This window comes from Legionella pneumophila subsp. fraseri, from assembly GCF_000586315.1.
Lineage (GTDB): Bacteria > Pseudomonadota > Gammaproteobacteria > Legionellales > Legionellaceae > Legionella > Legionella pneumophila_B.
The window spans coordinates 14,055-33,425 of record NZ_KK074224.1 but is presented as its reverse complement, the minus strand read 5'-3'; the positions used below and the strand labels follow the sequence as shown (position 1 = coordinate 33,425).

Sequence of the window (19,371 nt, the reverse complement as noted above, 5' to 3'; positions counted from 1 at the left end):
CTTGAAAAACCGGTAACTGTCAGATCAAGTTTGAACTACTACACATTATTTGAAGACAGGCAATGATTCCATACCAGCTGATACATAAAATGAGTATTTTATTTCTTTTCCTTTGAGGCTGATAACATCCAATGAGCTTTTTCATGAGCCGCAACTCGATCACTTAGAATAGTCACAGTACCTTCGTCTTCATTTTCCTGAGCAATTTTAATTGCCTGATTCAAATCTTTTACTATCATCATATTATCTTTTGCTAACTCACTGACCATCTCATTAGCACTCAATCCGGAATCACCATCTTTAATCGTTTTCAATTGATTAAACTCGGTAAAGGTAGCAGGGGCCTTATGACCCATGATTCGAATTCGTTCTGCAATTTGATCCACTGCTTCCGCCAGTTCTTTATATTGCATCTCAAATAATTCATGCAAACTTTTAAATTGAGGTCCGGTAACGTGCCAATGGTAATTTTGTGTTTTCAGGTACAACGCATAAGTATCAGCAAGAGCAACTTCCAGCTTTTTAATTACTTTACTCATTATTCTTTCCTTGTTATTTATTCACGTTATTAAGGATAGTTCAAAATAGTTAAAGAACAAAATAGACATCAATAAAAAACCCGCCTTTACAGCGGGTTTTTTATTGGATAACCGGGAGAAAATTACATCATTCCGCCCATGCCACCCATTCCGCCCATGCCGCCCATATCGCCGGCACCAACACCTTCTTCTTTCTTAGGCAGCTCAGCAACCATACATTCAGTAGTCAACATCAAACTGGCTACAGAAGCCGCATTTTGCAGAGCCATACGGGTTACTTTGGTTGGATCAAGAATACCCATCTCAACCATATCACCGTATTCACCAGTTGCAGCGTTGAAACCGTAGTTGTCTTTGTGCTCAGCTACCTTGTTTACTACAACAGAAGCTTCATATCCTGCGTTAGTAACAATCTGACGCATTGGAGACTCAATAGCGCGACGTAAAATATTGATACCCATATTTTGATCGTCGTTATCGCCTTTCAGTGAATCAAGAGCTTTCTGAGCACGAATCAAGGCAACACCACCACCGGCAACAATACCTTCTTCTACTGCAGCGCGAGTAGCATGAAGAGCATCTTCAACACGGGCTTTCTTCTCTTTCATTTCAACTTCTGTAGCAGCGCCAACTTTGATAACAGCAACACCACCAGCTAATTTAGCAACGCGCTCTTGTAATTTTTCTCTATCGTAATCAGAAGTGGTTTCTTCCATTTGTGCACGAATTTGAGCAATACGAGCATTAATTTCAGTTGCTTTACCTTCACCATCAATGATAGTAGTGTTTTCTTTGGTAACAACAATTCGCTTAGCACTACCAAGATCTTCCAGAGTAGCACCTTCCAGGCTCTTGCCAATTTCTTCAGAAATAACTTGACCTTTAGTCAAAATAGCAATGTCTTGCAGCATCGCTTTGCGACGGTCACCAAAACCAGGCGCTTTGACAGCACATACTTTTACAATACCGCGCATGTTGTTGACTACCAGAGTAGCTAACGCTTCGCCTTCAACATCTTCTGCAATGATCAATAAAGGACGTCCAGATTTGGCAACACCCTCAAGTACTGACAACATTTCACGAATGCTGGAAACTTTTTTGTCAACCAATAAAATGAATGGATGCTCAAGTTCGCAGCTCATGTTTTGTTGGTTGTTGATGAAGTATGGAGAAATGTAACCGCGATCAAATTGCATACCTTCAACAACAGAAAGCTCATTTTCCAATCCATTACCATCTTCAACGGTAATAACACCCTCTTTACCAACTTTTTCCATTGCTTCAGCAATGATAGCACCAATCGCTTCATCAGAATTAGCAGAAATCGTTCCAACTTGAGCAATAGCCTTGCTGTCTTTGCATGGCTTGGACATGGCTTGTAATTTTTTAGTAACTGCCAATACTGCTTTATCAATACCGCGTTTGAGATCCATTGGGTTCATTCCAGCAGCAACTGCCTTGTGACCTTCAACAAGAATAGAACGAGCCAATACTGTTGCAGTAGTAGTACCATCACCAGCAGTATCAGAAGTTTTAGAGGCTACTTCTTTAACCATTTGAGCGCCCATGTTCATGAAGCGATGCTCAAACTCAATTTCTTTAGCAACAGACACACCATCTTTGGTTACAGTAGGAGCGCCATAAGATTTTTCCAATACAACATTACGGCCACGTGGACCCATAGTAACTTGAACTGCATCTGCTAATGCATTGACGCCAGCAAGCATTTGTAGGCGAGCGTCATCACCAAAACGTAATTCTTTAGCCATTATCATTGTCTCCTTTAAACAATTAGATTACTTCTCGATTACACCCATGATGTCGTCTTCGCGCATCACAACTAATTCTTTTCCATCAACTTTAACTTCAGTACCAGAGTACTTGCCAAACAATACCACATCACCTACTTTAACTGCTAAAGCACGAAGATCACCGTTTTCTAATACTTTGCCAGCGCCGACAGCAATGATCTCGCCACGCATAGGTTTCTCGGTAGCACTATCTGGAATAACAATACCACCAGCAGTGGTACGCTCTTCTTCCATACGACGAACAACAACGCGATCGTGTAAAGGACGAATTTTCATACTTTTCTCTCCTGATTAAATTAAACTTTAAATCATTTAAGTATTGCTTTCCTTAGGGCAAACAATACCGATGACAGCGATATGGGGACAAGAAACAAACTTTCAAGGGTAAAATCAAAAAAAATTTTGGATTTGGGATTACAGAGTCTACAATAATGTTTATTAGTAACAGTAAAAGATATCGAATGAAAAAATGGCTCTTATTATCCGTATTATTTTTAACTCCCCTTTTTGTTCATGCTGAGCCCTTGCCAGCTTCTGAAGTATTTAAGGTTAATGTAAAAAAAATAGATCCTAATACCTTTGCCATACAATGGGATATCTTGCCCAAGTATTTTTTATATAGCGACCGTATTCAATTAAATTCCGATAATGATGACATTGCACAGCTTGGAACCCTTCGCTTCCCTACCCCCTTAACCAAAACGGATAAACAAGGGCGAACCTTTAAGGTTTACCGCAATCAACTAACTCTTCCTGTGGGAGTCCTTGGCATTACCCCTGGAGAAACAATAGTCAATTTGCGTTTTCAAGGATGTGCTGACGATGGTTTTTGTTATCCTCCAGAAGTAAGGCAAATCAAACTGGCAATTAGCGATAAACTGGCTCTTTCCCAAGTTGATTTGGAAACATTGAAGGCGCCAGAGGAAGTCACCCCTGAAAAAACTGAACAATCGGAACAAGACATCGCTGACATTTTTGCGAATCATAATTGGATAATGATTCTGCTTATATTTTACGGGTTTGGCCTGCTCCTGTCCTTCACTCCTTGTATACTTCCCATGGTTCCTGTCCTTTCAGGCATTATTGTTGGTCATGGGAAAACTGCAACCACGAAAAAAGCATTTTTCCTGTCATTAAGCTACGTGCTCAGCATGTCCGTCACTTATGCCGTTGTGGGTGCTGTCGTTGCCCTGCTTGGAGCCAATCTACAAATCAGTATGCAGTCACCATGGGCTATCAGTCTATTCAGTCTGATATTCGTTTTGCTGGCCTTGTCCATGTTTGGTTTTTATGAATTCAAACTCCCTGATGCGTGGCAAAGCAAAATAGTGGGTCCAAGTCGCGAACAACGAGGCGGGCACTATCTTGGTGCAGCCATCATGGGATGTTTGTCCACTCTCATTCTATCACCATGCGTCACAGCACCATTAATCGGGGTTTTAACTTACATAGCACAAACCGGAAATGTATTACTCGGCAGTGTCACTCTATTTACCTTAAGTCTCGGCATGGGCACTCCATTGCTGCTGATAGGAACTTCTGCCGGTAAATGGCTACCTGAAACAGGAAGCTGGATGAATGCTGTTAAAGCTTTTTTTGGGATATTACTTCTTGCAGTTGCTATTTATCTGATGGCACGCATTTTACCAGCAGGTCTGGTCATGGGACTATGGGCTTGTCTCCTGATTTTTTCTGGTATTTACTCAGGTGCCTTAACCAAATCGAATACAAACCAGGAAAAGCTCTGCCAAGGCATTGGTATCATTTTGCTAACCTATGGATTGCTGATTCTCATTGGGGCTAGCATGGGATCTTCCAACCCTTTACAGCCTTTAGCCAACTTGCAAGCAGCTCCGACTGTAACCAATGCTTTTGAATCGGCTAGAGCCCAATCTGTTAAAAGTGTTGAACTGGCTATTAAACAAGCGTTTGGAAAACCAGTGATGCTTGATTTTTATGCTGACTGGTGTGCCTCATGTAAAGTGATGGAAAACACGACGTTCAAAGATCCTCGGGTACAAAAAGCATTGAGCCATTTTATCGTTATAAAAGTGGATGTGACTGCCAATAATAAAAATGACAGAGCATTAATGCAGCATTTCCGTGTAGTAGCCCCTCCGACTTTTATCTTTTTTAATGCTCAAGGCATACAACTCAATAATTTGAAAAGAGTTGGTGAATTGAACGCCGATGAATTCATGCAAACAATAAAAAACATTGATGCGAACTAAAGTAATCGCTGTTACTTTTGTATGAAATCAGTCGACACTTGAACGATTAAGCAGTATAATTCGCTCATTTTTTTTACAGATAGAAGTTTATGAATCATAAAGTAGGATTTGTCAGTTTAGGATGCCCCAAGGCACTGGTTGATTCAGAGCGAATCATTACTCAGCTTAAAGCACAAGGATATGAGTTGGTTCCCACTTACCAGGATGCTGGAGTCGTCGTGATAAATACGTGCGGCTTCATTGACAGCGCTGTCCAGGAATCACTGGACACGATAAAGGAAGCGATGGCTGAAAACGGGCGAGTGATCGTTACTGGATGTTTGGGAGCTAAAGCGGATGTGATTAAAAATGCCTGTCCTGATGTCCTGCATATCAGTGGCGCGCATGCCTATGAAGAAGTAGTCAATGCGGTACACCAACACTTGCCTCCTCCTGCAGACCCATTTACACAACTTATTCCCCCACAGGGAATAAAACTGACACCTCGGCATTATGCTTATTTAAAAATATCAGAAGGATGCAACCAAAAATGCACTTTTTGCATTATCCCTACGATGAGAGGAAAATTGCAAAGCTATCCAATGGCCCAAATTCTTACTGAAGCTAAAAAATTAAAACAAGCCGGAGTTAAAGAATTACTGGTTATCTCACAAGACACCAGTGCTTATGGCGTGGATACACGTTATCAGCAAGTCGAATGGCAAGGAAAAACAGTCAATACCCGTTTTTACGATCTATGCGAACAATTAGGCGAATTAGGAATTTGGGTGAGACTCCATTATGTCTATCCCTACCCCCATGTTGATGATATTGTTCCTCTAATGCGCGATGGCCTGATTTTGCCTTACCTGGACATACCATTACAACATGCCAATTCACGCATATTAAAAGCAATGAAAAGACCTGCCAGCAGTGAAAATACCTTATTGCGAATTGCTTCATGGAGAGAAATTTGCCCTGACATTACGTTACGCTCCACATTCATTGTAGGTTTCCCTGGTGAAACAGAAGAGGAGTTTTCCGAATTACTAGCCTTCCTTAAAGAGGCACAACTAGACAGAGTCGGTTGTTTCAAATACTCCCCTGTTGAGGGAGCCAAAGCAAATGATTTGGATAACCCTGTTTCTGAAGACATTAAAGAAGAGCGTTATCATCGTTTTATGCAAGTACAAGCAGAAATCAGTCGTGATAAATTAAAAAATAAAATTGGCAGCACTCAAACCGTTTTAATTGATGAGATAACCGACGATCAAATCATAGCTCGTAGTAAAAGCGATGCTCCTGAAATCGATGGTCTGGTTTATTTGCCTAAAACATCTGGGATTACCGCTGGGTCTTTTGCAGAAGCAATGATAACCGACAGTGACGACTATGATTTGTTTGGTGATTTGGAATATTCTATGACCTAACATAGCGAATGCTGGCTGCAATATGAGAGTAAAAAGCATAATGTATAGAGTAAGCAAGAGGATAGACAGTCATTCTTACCGAAATTAATCGATTACTGACCGCTTGTTTATCTTGTAAAAATGAACTCAACAATAATAATCGTAAAGGTCTGATGTCATTGAGTGAACGTTTACTAATAATCTACAGTCAGGTTGCAGTAACTACAACATCCAAGTTCATATTCGCCTCAAAAGTGTTGGCTTGACAATATCTTTGAAAAACAAGGCGCATAAAACTTCAAATTTCGGGTGAAGGAGGAGAAGGAGCCTCATCGCAAAAATCTGCAATCGTTTCTTCTTTTTTATGTTTAAAAAATCCTATTTGGCTCGTTCTTACCCCACTAAGATTGCTATCGGTTTTTAATTCACCGGTGTTTTCTAACATCTGATACAACCCAACATTTCCGTCGAGCATTAGAGCATGGCAATTACCAAAAAAGTCAGTTTTATCGGAAGAGAGAGACAATTTATTACGCACTATGCTGATAAAGGCGAAATCTTCGGTATATTGAGCCCCATATTTTTTTGATAAATATCCCTCAAATTCCTCTTGCTTTTCTGGAGGGATGTTCATGGATATTAAAAGCTCTTTACTGGTTGTACTGATTTCATTTATATTGACAATGTAATCATCAAATGCCTCTTTTAAAGCCGCTTTTTTGGCTTCACTAATAAATAACTGAAAATGTTGACGGGCAAAAGTTCTTATCTCCTCCAAAACCATGTCTTCAGTTAAAATAGTAATGAGAGGATGCCCTAAGACCGATTGAAAAAGCCTCCTCTTGACCCCAGAATAACAAGATGGCCTATCCCCTTCCAGGTCATCATACTCTTCCTGTTGGTTTTTTGAATTAATGCGCGTTTTATCCCAATTATGTGAACGACCAATGAGGGCTAGTTCTTCTACAAAATGGTCTAATCGGGATTCAATAGTATGCCCGTCAGTAGGCTCAGCCTCTTTATCAGTCGCAGCCAACCACAACATTGCAATAAGGGGTTGATACTCTTCAAAAGTTGACCATTTAGCGGAAGTTAGTTTATCGATATAAATATATTCCGCTTCAGGATGCATCCATGGATTAGGCTTAGCTAAATAACGCCATGCCGTGTGATTCTTATTTTGGAAATAAGACTTTAGGGCTAGCTCGTAATCCTTTTTGCTTAGTTTAATTTGTTTAAATTCTTCAAAATCCATAGGCAGGATAATTGTTCTTCCTTCCTCATTAATTATCGATGCTGGGTTGGCCATATACCTTTCTTTTAATTGATCACGTAAAGCTTGCATGAGCTTGGCTGTACCTACGCTCTCGAGAGTAGGCCGATAGCGCTTGATGGCCTCATTTAGGCGTGTTTTTTCTCCTTTTGTCAGCGAGGTCATTGACGATTCACTATCTCTGCTCAGCTGTGCTAAATCTAATTTTCCATTTACTTCATCTCGATAAAAATCGTTTTCTTCGCTCAAGACTCTCACTTCGGGAATATTTAATAAAATTGAAGCAGCTTCATGATTCCCTGTTGTCAAAGCAAGCCGTATCAACTCATTTGGCTGGTTGGGAGTAACAACGGTATGCGCTAAAGCTTTTACCGATGGTATATTCAATAAAAATTTAATCTCGTCATCCAGATTGCGTTCATTGCGACGAATCAAATTTCGTATCATATAAAAACAAATTTTGGCCTGTTCTGTATCCTGGATGTCAAATACAGCAGGGGGGGGTAAATTGATTGCCTCGCGATGAAGCACAGCAAGTCGATTTTCAATGAATGGATTAACGCTGGTAGTACCGTATTCATGCCTATGAGCTTCAGCATAGGCTAAACAGCTGCTGCTATTTGAAAGTAACCAATTACTGACTTCAAAATGTCCATTTTCTAAAGAAGCGCGGTAAGCAAAAAAATTATTGGCTGCTACCATTTTATCAAATAATTGAGGAGCTTTGGATTGCATATGCTTTAGTAATTCGATATGGCCGCCACTTGCTCCCAATCTGAATCCATAATAGTCCTGCGCCTGAATCATTTGGAGAATATAACCAGGAGCCTTTGTTTCCAAGTGTTTAATTACATTGATATGTCCATTATGTGCAGCTTGTTTATAGGCATAAAAATCATTGGCAAGAATCATTTCCAATATCTGACTGGAAGCCCAAGTTTCTAAACATGTTAACACATCCAGGTTGCCGTGCTCAGCTGCCTTTTTATATGGATAAAATTGATTATCCTTAATCATCTCCAAAATACCATCATTTCCACTTTCTTTTGCATACTCATTCAAAAATTTGACATTCCCTAGAATTGCAAATAATGAGAATAGATTATTTTTGCTAAAGCCAAGTATTTTTGCTGATTCAAGGAGTATTGAGAAATTCTCAAGTTGCGTTAACGCAATACCTAACCAAGCTTGCTTTTTTTTCCATTGATCATTGAGCTTGGGGAGATATTTAACTAACAGAGAAATTGCGTCTTTGCTTGTTTTGGCTTTCATAATAGAGAGCACAGACTCATCTAGAACTTCGTAAAACAGTTGATTGTCATGCCACATTGAAGCAGGGATCAATTTTGCATGTCTATGCTTCATTCGCTCTTCATGTGTTTTGAATCTTGCCATGGCCGCTCAAAAAACTTATAAAAAACACTATAGTATCAGAAAACCCATGCATTGATCAAGTAAAAATCACAATGTCAAGTGGTTATACATTCCATATTATATAATGATAGACTATCTACAATGAATTATGGGATCCAACTGCCTCTGCATACTAATTTTTATTTCTAAGAATCTTTCCAGTTTAATATTATTTAAATCATTGTATACAGTTTATTGCACTTATAAGGTGTTTTATTATATTGTTCCAAGTACTAGCTGTAAGTTTTGCACTCCTGCATTTATTCAGTTGACTTGTCATTGGAGGTATACCATGAGATTTTTTTCTGAGCAAAAAAAAATACTCAAGAGCTTGGGGTTATATTCTGATGAAATTGAGTATATTCTTGAAAAATTAATGAACAGAAAAGCCTGGATCCTATACGATGAACATGCGGATAACACCATAAAAATTCAAGTTTTTAAATTGAAAAAAGAAAAGTATTTTGCTCTTGTAAATTGTGAATCATTGTGCGGTATAAAGGATAAAGCGTTATTCATCAAACAAGGTGTCGAGTTTGCGCTTAAACAAAAAAACTTACCTGTCTCCTTTAATGATATTGCTGTAGGTGGCCTCGTAAGTGATGAAGGGCGACTAGGATTTCTTTCCAAGATAATGGGCCAAATTCCACCACCAGTTCATGAATATGTAACTTTTAAGCTACCAGGTGAAGCCAATGTATCCATTGAAGACCCTCGAACTGGAATTTTTGACACCACTGAAAAACTTCAATCCAGAGCTGACGATCAAGTTTGTTGTTTTGCGGCTTCCACCCTATTTTTTGCGTCCTATACCTTGTTGAAGCAAGGTAAGGCACCAAAGAGTACTCCCGAACTTTTTGCTGAAATTTATAGGAACAAGGATCTTAAAACCATGATTCAACAACTCGAAAATAAAGTTGAACATTCAACTCAAACAAAACAGCAAGTCATTGATTCTTTTATAGTGACTTTATCCAAGTTACTTCGAGATGGGGTAGACAAAACAGAAGATATGTATCAGGATTTACTCAAAACCCTATAAATTAAGTGAGTTGGTTTGTAATCGTTCATATATGACGCCATTACGTACATTGGCTTTGCCTTTATCTTCTTACACAATCTCTGGCAGCTATTATTCATACAGGCTATTCTGTTTATAATTTGTTATGCACTTGAACTTCATGGTTATTTTCCTCCTCAAATTCTTTATGCAAACGAGTTTTATATTTATGAGTTATTTCTCTAGTATCCCCTTTTTTACCCACAAGCTCAGGTTGTAAAGGTTCAACTTCAAAAACAGGCTTGTTAACAACAACTAATGCAGGATCTTTCTTGAGAGTAACTTCCTGACGCTCTTCCAGTACATGCTCTTCTACAAGTCCCAATACAACATTTTCCCTTCCTTGTACTTCAGCAGATTCCCTGGCAACAATTTTACCAGCATTAATCACAGTACCTTCAGCACGAAGCTCAGTAGAATCATCAAGACCATGTAGTTGTTCTCGTTGCACTTCCATATCATGCTGCACCTCATAGTACTCTGGAGGAGTAAACGTGAGATCAGCTGTCATTGATACTTCATGGTCAATAATTGCAGGTATATTAAAATGATTATCAAAAAACTCTGTTGGCTTCTCTTCGTGTACGTTGACATGGTTTTCCGTAGTGAAGACACCAAAGAATTTCTTAATGCCATCTATTAATTTTTGAATCGCATTCCATTGTCCATTTAATTCTTTAACCTTAGCTGTATTTTCTACTAGCTTTTCTTTAATATCAGCACCTTCACTCTCAAGTTGGGCAATTTCTGCTTTGCGTTTCTCCTTAAGCTCTTTTATTTTCTCATCAATCTCTAAAACATCATCATCCATTTGTGTGAGAATATCATGACTAACGCCAAATAATCTTCGCTTTTGTCCATCCAGCTCACTGAAATATATCGGACGATCTTTTACCGGTCTGTAATGTGGCAATAACTCTTCAACAAGATGTTTATGCCCTGCAAGCCGCTCAGCTGCCATTACCACAAACTCCTCTATTTCTTCTGGAGTGGTAGCCACATTTTGATTAATAAACGCTTGCTTGACCGCTTCTCTAATTTCGTCTTTAGAAATAGGATGTGTCTTATAATCCAATAATCTATCTGGAACTTTATAATTATTTTTAACAAGTTTTGTCTTAGCAAGATTTAGAACTTTTTCATAAAATTCTTTTTGTTCTTCACTTGGATTTTCGGCAACATCAATGAAATCTTGAATGATCATATTCTTGATGTCTTCTCGCATAGTGGCAAGATTCTTTTGTTTATTTGGCCCAGCCGTTGTAGAGTAACACAACCTGTTCTTAACTCTCTCTACAAGATCTTCAGAATCCTGATCATTTTTCTCTGCAAAGGTCCGAGTGACATTCAAAATTTTCTCCAGGAGTTCTGTTCGAGAAAGTTTTGGCATTGTGCTTCTAGCCTTTACAATTTCGCTTTCGACCTGTTCACTCCATTCATTGAAAGCCTTATTTCTTTTTTTCTCATCAGAGGTCTTATCATCCAGTACCCAAGAACTAACATCAAAGAAGAGATCCTTAAATGCAGAATTGAATTTTTCACCCCAGATCTCAACATCAGTATTAGGCTTTTCTACTGGAACATTTACCGTTTTCTTATTTTTCTTCCCTCCTGTGGTCTTTTTTTCTATAACTGTTTTAGTTGCTGGTTCCTGGCTCGCAGCAAATAGTGCCTCCATGGGAACAGTATTGTGATCTTCATAGCTTACAGAATCATGAAATCTCGTTTCTACAATGGTGTAAACTCTATTAATCTGCTCATCTAATTTTCTGCTTAACTCTTCCTGAGTCATTGCTTTATTCTTGTTCTCTTTAAATAATTTGTTTACACAATGCCCCACACCATCCTCAACCTCTCCAAACCATTGCCCATCAAGTTTGAAACCATATTCTGGTGAACCGTCTAGCTTCGTGCGGGAAAAGTTTCGAATATACCATAAGGCTTTACTACCAAAATTGCCCTCATAGTAATCTCTTACATCAAATAAAAATCGCATTCCTTCCGGGAAACGCTCAATTAGTTTCTTTGATCCGTCTTTTATCACATCTTCTCTTTGCTTTTCCAATTTTTCAATTTGATCACGATAATATTCGAATCTTTCATGCTTTCTAAGTCGAAGGTCTTGATATTGTTTTTTAAGATCTGTTCCTTTTTTCCTTGCCTCATCAAATTCCTTTTTAATTTGATCATTCACTTCATCAATTTTTGGGCGTTTCTCGGCGGAAAAACGTTCATTGAGTTTTGAAGATACAAATACTTCAGCCCGCCCCTCCCCTTTTCCTATGGAAATAGTGACACCAGACTCTTTATATTCTTTTCCATTTATATCAATATTTTTCAGTGTTTCTGATTGCGCAATTTGTATTTGAGTTTTCTTTGAATTTTTTCCAGTAAAACCCCATTCTGATAAATCAAATATTTTATCCTTGGCGGTAAGATTTTTAGTATCAGAATAATTTATCTCAAGTGAAGGTTTTAATTGTTTTTCAGTTAAAATTCCTTCAAATGATGTTGATAGTTCTTTAACCGTTTCACCAAATACCGGATTTCTGTAAGCGGCGAAATTCAATTTTTTCACCAGTGGATCTTTTAAAGATTCGATTACCGGACCAGCAATAGGTTCAAGCACTTTTAATTTGGAAACCTCTTGAAGTTTGGTGTTTCTAATATCGTATAAGCTCCATCCTTCTTGAGGAGCTGCTTTAAATCGGTTTGCCTCATCTTGGTTAATTAAAATTATTTTTGGATTACCCACTTCCCGAGCTACAAAATACCGAACAGGAGGCAGCGGATCTTCTTTTGTATACTTAGAACTACAACGAATAGGATCGCTATCTGTGAATAAATGCGTCATATGAGGTGTTTTATAGGCAAAAGGTAAGTTGCTTAGTTCTCTTGGATTTGCTAAATACGATATAGAGACCGGTTCGATAGGAACTTCATGTTTGGTCAGCACAGCTTCAACCACAACTTCTTCATTATTCACTTCAGAAAATGAATGGGTTTGAGTTTGACTTTGACTCTGGCTTTGACTTTGTGATTGACTCTGCGACTGATTCTCAGTGACACTCTCCGCTTCAGCCAAAGCATTACCACGTTCGGAAGGAATTACAAATTTAGGACTTAGTTGCGCTTTGCGTCTTTCTATAATTCTATCTTTCATAGAAACATAAGGATCGTCTTCTGGTTTTTCTCGAATCTCTCTGGCCTTTAAATTCAACTCGCTTCTTGCAATATCAACTGCTTCATAAAGCTCACTCATGCGCTCTTTGAACGACTTTTCTAGCTTTTCAATAAAGGCTTCCCTGGTAATTTCACCATATGTACCACCATATTTGGCCTTTAAATCACCCACACTACCAGAAATGAAGGGGGAAATTTTATTGAGTTTGGCAACCATTTTGCCAAACGCTTTGATTTGTTCATCCGATAATTCTGTACCCTTCTCTTTTAATAACTTGGTTATCTCTGCTTGTTGCTGCAAAATTGCATTTTTTATAACTGAATCTAACTCCATTGTCAGTACAGAAACATTATTTAGATCATTCTTCAGCTCTTTTTGTCTTAACCAAAATGCAACATCGTTTCCTGTAAGTCCAGATGGCCTATCACTTTTGTTAAGTTTCAGGTCGATAAATATCTGTTCTTTGACGTTATCGGGTATGGCTATGGAGAATGACTGTCCTGATGTTTTATCAACAATTTTCCTCATTCTCATTATAGCTTGCTTGTAGTCATTATTAGTCACTGTAAAGTTCAGGGTTAAATGCGCATGAGCTCCATCCATCTGCTTAATGTCCGCACCGCGAGAGTGACTTTGATCATAATAGGTAAAATAACTGCCGTTTTTATCGGAATCAGCTACCATTTCGGGAGTTAAATCAACTATGGTTTCTTTACCCTCTTTCAGGATAAGGACCTTTTTCATATTGGTTACATCATCGTAGAAAATAACCCCTTTGAGACTTTTTAGTGGTTCTTCTTTTATTTTTAGTTGTTTTGCAATTTCTAAAGCAACCCCACGATTAGAGATCTTGCATAACCCCCCTACATCAATTAAAGTTCTTGACTTGTCTGAAAAGGATTTAGCCAACTCTTTTATCAAAGAACCGGTGTAATCGCCAGAGCTTGTAAAACTTTCAGTATCAAGTGACGTAGTAGCTTGACAATTTTGTCTTCCCATAATACCTAAGGTCATGTTGCCATCGGCAGCAGGATCAAGCATGTTCTCTTTGAAATGAGAAGATGTATCACCAGCAGTTCCTGAGAATCCAATTACAACATCTTGAGTGGTGCCCATTTCATATCGATTACTGTTTGCCTTGCCACTATCAAATTTAATTTGCTCCTGAATAATAGTGCGAGCCAACATCTTCCTGAATGCCTCTCCCTTATCAAGCTCAGAAAAGTATTTTTCTCTTTCAGACTTTCTAAAAATTGGGTCTTCAATTTCTGATAACTCTTTAATTTTATTGAATATTTCTCGGAATTCAGGCTCAATTTGCTGCCCTGTGGAATCAAGGAACGGTTTTTCTCCAACACCGCTTCTGAAAGAATCGATTAAAAACTCTAAATGAGGTACCTCATTTATTTCTGTCCTGGGATCCAGATAATACAAGAAAGTCGTAATGGCGGTGACTTCCGGATTGTCAAATCGTGACCCTCTCGGTTTTGGCGTATTGGCGGCCTGGTAAGGAACCGTAATTAATAATGGTTTTGTAGACTTTGTTTCTTTCCCTGTTCTAAGAGCTTCATAATCATATTGCTTTGACCCATCCTGAGCATTTTCGAACCAAATTCCAAAGTCTGTTCCTGGTTCTTTTTCAGTAAATACACTCAGCATAATTGGATCGGTAAGCACAGCACGCATTAAATAAACTTGCGTACTATTTGACTGATTAACACCTTTGGGTTGCTCTTCTTCTAAAGAAGTTACGTACTTCAGAATACTTCCATCTGGATCCGATATTTTAAATTTCTCAAATAGAATCTCAGCCAATTTAGCCGGTTTTTTATCTTCTGCAGACTTGATAGTCTGAGTTATCACTTCCAGAGGATAGATTTCATCCGGATTAATTGATTCTTTAGTACCCGATGTATAATTTACATCTGTAGTTGCACTATCCTGAGTAGCATCTAACTCATCGAATACTGAAACTGTTACCATAGAACGGATTTCATTTAGTATTGAAATACACTCCATAATCTCTTTTCTTTGTAAGGATTCCTTGGGGTTTAGCTGGTTCAGCATATCCAAGAAAATTTTAGCTTGACACTCCATGGAGTTACGAACGCTAGGTGACTGCACCAATACTTCTCGATTTTCTCTGATTCTCTCATACATCGCGAGTCGTTTTTTCAGGTCTTCTTTTGCGTTCTGGAAAGACTTCAAACGAGGACTATCCAAACCCATCTCAGGTTCAGGATCAGACTCAATTCGATAGCGCTGGAAATCATCTTTTACAGCACGACCGGCTAACAAGTTACTCAACGTCAGCGACATATCGGATGTATTAGTTTCAAGCGCTGATTTTGGTACTATAAAGCGTACCAATTTATTAGCCTCAGTTTTATACAGAGCGACTAATGGTAACAGGGTTGTCTTACCAAATCCCATTCTGGCTTGGGCTGAATCAATTTTGTCTGGATTCAGTTCGTCATCAAGTAATAAACCACGGAAAATATTAACCTGGCGGGTATTGCATCGGTGACCAAATTCAGATTCAAACAGCAAGAATGCTCTTTGCATTTTTCGCTCTTGTTCCACTGCTTCTCTAGTTGCAGTAGTATCTAAAGCAATTTCAGAATCAAGTAAGCGATCAAGCGAATAATTTCGTTTTATATGCAACATTGCTACCGCTTTCGCATCTTGCCCGCCTTTGAACATTGCCTGAATGTCATTTAAATGATCTAACTCGGTTTTATAATACAACATCCTGGTCATCGCATTATTTAATGCTATCTCTTTCTGATGCAGGTCCGTTCCTTTGGGAAATTTAGAAAGTAACTTCGTAAAATCATTTAAAAGATATGCCGCATTTAGTTCAGCAAACGTAACACGTGGAGAAGTTTCAGCTAAAATCGATTCAATTTTATCCTTGGCATCCAAGTATTCATTATTGCATTTTTCCTGAGCCCCTGTGACTTTTTCAATTAATTCATCTCGGTTTCCTTCTTTTATTGAATAGGTACCACCACTCACAGCCGTCTGATATAAAAATGTCTCCAGTCTATCTGAAATATTGCGTATTTCGCTTTTTGAAAAACCTTTTTCCGCTAAATAACTTGAAATTTTAGGTGCAGAGTAGAATTCACTTGGGTGGCGTGCAAGCTGATATCTGTTCGAATCTTCAGATCCTACAGCACGAATCCAACCATTTTCCTTCATTATCTCGAACAAATCCGAAATATTTTCTCTACTTACGCCTCCAAGTCCATTATGACCAGGAGTAACACTCATTAATTTTTCAAGAGTTTTTTCATTAAAAACCCCGTAGTTTTCATAATAATAACCATCTTCTTGAGCTTGGATAGAATCTTTAAATGTACTTAAACCAGTCTTTAAGCGCATTTCAAGATCCAGCTGAGATGAATCAACGAGTTTTTGGGGATCCGTAAACAAATTAAATTGGATCAATGAGCGAGCACCTATTGATTCAATAGGCATGAATGTTGTTTTTGTATTTAGGCTAATTGGTTTAGGAGCACTCTTTTCAATCGCAGTGACCGGGGGGATAAAAAATTTATCCAGTTCCTTATCTTCATCTGCAAATTCAGAGTTTATTGAACGCCACAATTCAGAGAACTGCTCTAAGGGCAACGTTCCTGATAGTTTTTTAAGCTCTGATACTTCAGCCTTAAACTCAGTTAATAACTGAGCATAAGCTTCTCTATTCCATTTGTCTAACTTTCCATGAGCGCAGGCTGTTCGTTCTAATATATGATGCTGTAATTCTGTACCAATCAACATAATAAGAGCAGCTCTGTCTTCCATTGTGATACTTTTATCTTCTTTCTTCTGTTCCAGAGCCTGCTTAATATTCCTTAACTGATCGAGCTCACTTGAATTTAATGGCAATTTAGGAACATTAGCGCCCAAAAGCTTGGTTAAAATTGATGCTTTACCCTCTATCGTACCAATGTGAAGAATGCTTTGAAGGTCTTTAGTCGTTAATTCACTGCCTATGTCTCTATAAGTTCTCAGGTAATCTACGGTTGCATAAGCGCTGTTAAGCTTTTCTTTAGCCTGTAAATAATCAGTTTTTGCTTTATCATACTGAGATGCAAGCGTATTCTTGTCTTTAGCACCCTCCATAAATTCTCTGTAGGATTGATTCATTGCCTTTTCTAACTCAAGCACCCTTTCTTCTAAAGCCATGATTTGTGGCGTTTTAGTAACGAATACAAAGTATTCTGGAGTAGTGATTTCTCTAATTTTATTTTCACAATCCTTAATTTTTTTAGTTACTTGCTCTCTTGCTTGCTTACTGAGCAAACTGTTTCCTGTGAGCAATTTGATTCTGGATTCAGCGCCTTGAATTTGCTTCTCAAATTTTTCTTTTTCCCGAATACTATTCGTGTCATTTTTCCCTTCTATTTCCCTCAATTTTCCTTTACATTCTTTAATTTGCTCTTCTAAATACTCTTTACTTTGTTTCCTTATTTCCTCTTTCAGTTCCCTTACTTCATTTTCCTCAGAAACTGATAATTCTTTTGTTGTATAAGCAGAACCTTCCTTAATAATTGTAAGTTTTTTCCTTGCACCTACCTCAGTTATGAGATTACTGTCTGAAAGGAAATAACTCTTTGTATGTTCATCGTACAGTACATATTTCGCTATGGATGGTACGTAAACCGTATTTTTATCAACGCTAATCATTTCCTCTGACGGAAAAACATTTGCGAGTGCGTGAGTAATGGCTTTTTCTTCAGATTTCAATTGAACAGGAACTTGCCTACCAAGGTGATCGACAAAACTCCCATTCCAAACCCCATTTATATCTTTTGATAATTTTATTACTGGCTTGAAATCAGAAGTAAATCCATGAATCAACCCCGAAGAGTCTGTAAAATAATGCTCTACCTTCAATCTTCTTTGTAAGGAAATTGGAATCGAGCCCATATTATCGGGTTGGATGTACTGAAGGATTCTAGAATCACCATCCAAAGTATTGAGTTCTCTCTGGATAACAAGACTTCCATCTTTTTGAGGTGTGATAGATGCTTTAATTTTATTACCTGAATCCAATTCATCTTCACCTTCAACATAAATATATCCGCCGTCTTTTGCTTTGAATGGAAGATTCTCTATTCCCAAAACTTGTAAAGCAATATTCGCCTGGATGTGTGTTGGCATAACTCCTAGTTTGTTATTTCCAAAATAGATGGCACCATGCAAAACATCCAAGCTGTATCTATCACCTAATGAGATAAAGCCAGGAAGATCCTTAACAGATTCAGGAATCTCTTTACAATTTATTTTACGCCCATCAAATTTGTCATCTTTGACGTACTGATCGAACGCTTCTTTAAATTTTTTGGCTCGCCCATTTTCATTTAATGTACTTGAGAACCGATTCATATTTTCTTGAAGTTGATTTATATTGGTTTGAACCAACCCCATTTCTCGAGTAAATTCAAAATTCTTATGCAAATTGTCAAGAGTGTCCTCCGTAGCTTGGTCATAGGTCAATTGATAAGCGAGGTTTGAACAGATTAATTTCGCATAGAGATCATCTAATTTTTCTTGATCAAGAGGACTAAGTGGTGGAGTTTTCTTTTGGAAATGCTCAATTTTGAGAGCAAGAAGGTTAACATCTCTGGCAAATCCAAATAAGCGATCCGTTGCATCAGGTTCTTTGGGACTTAATGGATTTTTTTTGGTGATTGAATCAATAAAGTCATCTGATGCTTTAGTCGATGGGAAGTCGGTATTAGTAATTGCCTTGTATGCTTCTGGGTCTATATTTGCGCACTTTACCAAAAGCTCATTGATAAACGCTTCATGTGGCGCTTTCAGCGCGCAAGGATTATGTTTTTGATCCAACGGAATATTTTGTAGAAAATTTAACAGCTTACCTTTTTCATCTGCTGTAGCGTTTCGGAAAGCATCCAGGAAAGCTCGATCAAAAAATTCACGCCCTTGAGTACTGTTTATTCCATCAATTGACAGTAGAAACGCTTTATTTGAGTAATACGCGATGAATTGATGAGCTAGTATGGCGTCACCATTACGCATGCCCAGTCGATCAGCCAATTTACGTAATGCTGGATCGACAGATTTTTGTTTCCCATAGTCGGTTAAGGCGACTTGTAAACCTCTTTGTCCTTCATAGATACCCTCTAATCCAATAGGAGATGCTTGAATAGCAAGATCAACTTTTTTTAGCAAACTAATGTCATCGGGTTGGGTACCTATTGGGTCAAGCTCTTTAATTTTGTTGGACATTTCCTCATCACGAGGTGTTATCAGTTTTTCCCATTGTTTGATTATTGAAAAGAATTTATGGTTAACTGTCCGATCAACATTGACGTTAATTTGAGACAAGCTCAGTTTGATGAAATTTGTTAAAAGCTGCGAACGCTCGGCATTCTCAAGATTTTTGAAGGCTTCATTTAATGAGGCATCCTCATCATCCGCTTGATATCTCTCTAGC

Annotated in this window: 8 protein-coding genes; 3 read left to right on the top strand and 5 right to left on the bottom strand. The window is 38.2% G+C overall.

The annotated features are described in order from the left end of the window. Window positions 1–98 precede the first annotated feature (98 nt). The 3 genes from CC34_RS0111580 to groES all read right to left on the bottom strand — a co-directional run bounded on the left by CC34_RS0111580 (window position 99) and on the right by groES (window position 2,626). Window positions 99–539: a Dps family protein gene (locus CC34_RS0111580; protein ID WP_010946426.1), complete on the bottom strand. Its 441-nt coding sequence runs from the start codon at window positions 537–539 to the stop codon at window positions 99–101. Window positions 540–661: 122 nt separating this feature from the next. After that, the gene (groL, locus tag CC34_RS0111575; protein WP_196508405.1) at window positions 662–2,311 is read right to left on the bottom strand and encodes a chaperonin GroEL; all 1,650 of its coding nucleotides are present in this window, start codon (window positions 2,309–2,311) and stop codon (window positions 662–664) included. 24 nt (window positions 2,312–2,335) lie between these two features. Next, the gene (gene groES, locus CC34_RS0111570; protein ID WP_027228663.1) at window positions 2,336–2,626 is read right to left on the bottom strand and encodes a co-chaperone GroES; all 291 of its coding nucleotides are present in this window, start codon (window positions 2,624–2,626) and stop codon (window positions 2,336–2,338) included. Window positions 2,627–2,811: 185 nt separating this feature from the next. On the opposite strand from groES, the gene dsbD reads away from it, so the two are divergent. Both dsbD and rimO read left to right on the top strand, forming a co-directional pair. Then, window positions 2,812–4,581: a protein-disulfide reductase DsbD gene (dsbD, locus tag CC34_RS0111565; protein ID WP_027228662.1), complete on the top strand. Its 1,770-nt coding sequence runs from the start codon at window positions 2,812–2,814 to the stop codon at window positions 4,579–4,581. A gap of 89 nt (window positions 4,582–4,670) precedes the next feature. Then, the gene (gene rimO, locus CC34_RS0111560; RefSeq protein ID WP_028379526.1) at window positions 4,671–5,990 is read left to right on the top strand and encodes a 30S ribosomal protein S12 methylthiotransferase RimO; all 1,320 of its coding nucleotides are present in this window, start codon (window positions 4,671–4,673) and stop codon (window positions 5,988–5,990) included. Window positions 5,991–6,267: 277 nt separating this feature from the next. Here rimO and CC34_RS01000000116555 read toward each other — a convergent pair whose 3' ends face one another. Beyond that, complete coding sequence (locus CC34_RS01000000116555; protein ID WP_229310352.1) at window positions 6,268–8,637, bottom strand: hypothetical protein; 2,370 nt, start codon at window positions 8,635–8,637, stop codon at window positions 6,268–6,270. A 310-nt stretch (window positions 8,638–8,947) separates the two neighbouring features. Between CC34_RS01000000116555 and CC34_RS0111550 the strand changes: the two genes are divergently transcribed. Then, the gene (locus CC34_RS0111550) at window positions 8,948–9,697 is read left to right on the top strand and encodes a hypothetical protein (protein WP_027228660.1); all 750 of its coding nucleotides are present in this window, start codon (window positions 8,948–8,950) and stop codon (window positions 9,695–9,697) included. 112 nt (window positions 9,698–9,809) lie between these two features. On the opposite strand, the gene CC34_RS01000000116550 is transcribed toward CC34_RS0111550, so the two are convergent. Then, window positions 9,810–18,332, bottom strand: coding sequence for a DUF3638 domain-containing protein (locus CC34_RS01000000116550; RefSeq protein ID WP_231957888.1), 8,523 nt, complete (start codon window positions 18,330–18,332; stop codon window positions 9,810–9,812). Window positions 18,333–19,371 lie beyond the last annotated feature (1,039 nt).

Bases quoted from the DNA above. Each gene is read 5' to 3' on its own strand.
- dsbD (WP_027228662.1), top strand. From the start codon at position 2,812: ATGAAAAAATGGCTCTTATTATCCGTATTATTTTTAACTCCCCTTTTT.
- rimO (WP_028379526.1), top strand. From the start codon at position 4,671: ATGAATCATAAAGTAGGATTTGTCAGTTTAGGATGCCCCAAGGCACTG.
- groES (WP_027228663.1), bottom strand. From the start codon at position 2,626: ATGAAAATTCGTCCTTTACACGATCGCGTTGTTGTTCGTCGTATGGAA.
- CC34_RS01000000116555 (WP_229310352.1), bottom strand. From the start codon at position 8,637: ATGGCAAGATTCAAAACACATGAAGAGCGAATGAAGCATAGACATGCA.
- CC34_RS0111580 (WP_010946426.1), bottom strand. From the start codon at position 539: ATGAGTAAAGTAATTAAAAAGCTGGAAGTTGCTCTTGCTGATACTTAT.
- CC34_RS0111550 (WP_027228660.1), top strand. From the start codon at position 8,948: ATGAGATTTTTTTCTGAGCAAAAAAAAATACTCAAGAGCTTGGGGTTA.